The organism is Acinetobacter lactucae, from assembly GCF_013344765.1.
Classification (GTDB): Bacteria; Pseudomonadota; Gammaproteobacteria; order Pseudomonadales; family Moraxellaceae; genus Acinetobacter; species Acinetobacter lactucae_A.
Genome location: NZ_JABVBF010000303.1, coordinates 1 through 1,664 on the forward strand (window position 1 = coordinate 1; position 1,664 = coordinate 1,664).

General features: G+C 36.2%; 1 protein-coding gene and 1 pseudogene. One reads left to right on the forward strand and one right to left on the reverse strand.

Features of this window, described 5'->3' with window-relative positions:
- Positions 1 to 112 precede the first annotated feature (112 nt).
- A complete protein-coding gene (locus HUN22_RS16875) occupies positions 113 to 1,411 on the forward strand; it encodes a dicarboxylate/amino acid:cation symporter (RefSeq protein WP_002119617.1) in 1,299 nt (432 codons plus the stop codon).
- Between the two features lie 166 nt (positions 1,412 to 1,577).
- Here HUN22_RS16875 and HUN22_RS18285 read toward each other — a convergent pair.
- A pseudogene (locus HUN22_RS18285) lies at positions 1,578 to 1,664 on the reverse strand (hypothetical protein); the annotation flags it as partial.

Below are 1,664 nucleotides of genomic sequence, written 5' to 3' on the forward strand. Positions count from 1 at the left end.
TTATAACACAGGCCGTTTTTTATTCTTTACAATGGCTTTTCCTTGATAAAGCAGCTTGTGGTGCACGCTTTATATTTATTTTTTTTATCCCCTTCGAAAAGGTATTTAGATAATGGATTTCAATACCCTTGACCAAGAAACAGTACAGAAAAAACAGAAGTTTCACCAAATTTTGTATGTACAGGTCATCTTTGCAATTATTTTGGGCATTTTAATAGGTCATTTTTACCCAGAACTTGGCGAAAGTTTAAAACCGCTTGGTGATGCATTCATCAAGATTGTTAAAATGATTATTGCTCCCGTCATCTTTTTAACTGTTGTGACAGGCATTGCCAGTATGACAAACATGAGCCGTGTGGGTCGTGTAACTGGTAAGGCTATGCTTTATTTTCTGACCTTCTCAAGCTTGGCTCTTGTAGTTGGTATGATTGTGGCCAATATTATCCAACCAGGTAAAGGTCTTAATATTGACCCTGCTACTTTAGTCAACGATAAAGTAAATACTTACGTTGAAAAAGCGCATGCAACTAATATTACTGACTTCTTCATGAATATTATCCCGCAAACACTAGTCAGTCCTCTGGCAGGTGGCGAGATTTTGCAAGTTTTATTTGTAGCGGTGTTATTTGGTATTTCTTTAGCTGCATTAGGTGACCGTGCACGTCCAATTACCGATTTCTTAAATAACTTAACAGCTCCAGTTTTCTATCTGGTTGGTATGTTAATGAAGTTGGCTCCAATTGGTGCTTTTGGTGCAATGGCTTTTACCATCGGTGCGTATGGAATTGAATCAATTGGTAATTTATTACTATTAATTATGACGTTCTATATTACAGCGGTGTTGTTTGTCATAGTGATCTTAGGAGCAGTAGCTCGTTATAATGGCTTCTCAATTATTCATTTAATTCGTTATATCAAAGATGAACTTTGGTTAGTTTTAGGGACAAGTTCTTCTGAAGCAGCTTTACCATCTTTAATGGATAAAATGCAAAAAGCAGGTTGTGAAAAATCAGTAGTCGGTTTAGTAATTCCAACAGGTTATTCATTTAACTTAGATGGTACAAATATCTATATGACTATGGCAGCTTTGTTTATTGCACAAGCGTGTAACGTAGACTTATCAATTAGTGAACAAATTGCATTGCTTCTTGTTGCGATGGTAAGTTCTAAAGGTGCAGCGGGGGTGACTGGTGCTGGCTTTATTACTCTGGCTGCAACTTTATCGGTTGTGCCAGCTGTTCCTGTCGCAGGTATGGCATTAATTCTTGGTATTGACCGTTTTATGTCTGAGTGCCGTGCCTTAACCAACTTAGTTGGTAATGCTTGTGCAACAATTGTTGTCGCAAGATGGGATAAGGCTTTAGATAAAGATCTTTTAGACAAAGCTTTAAAGAACCCTAAAGCAGAATAATCTTATAAAAAAATCTGTAGCTGAGGGCAATTTGGGAGAGTAGCCCCGCTACAGATTTTTTGTTTAATATCTAACAATATATTTTAATTAAACCATTCTAAAGTTCTGCAATATTACTTATCTTTCAAAAAAGACAATACTGTAATTAAAATCGAGTCGTAAAAAATTATGCTTTTAAGTGATCCTCAAACTCTTCACCTAATTGCATTGCTAATGAATTACCTGCTAAATCACAGGTCACTAAACCATATTC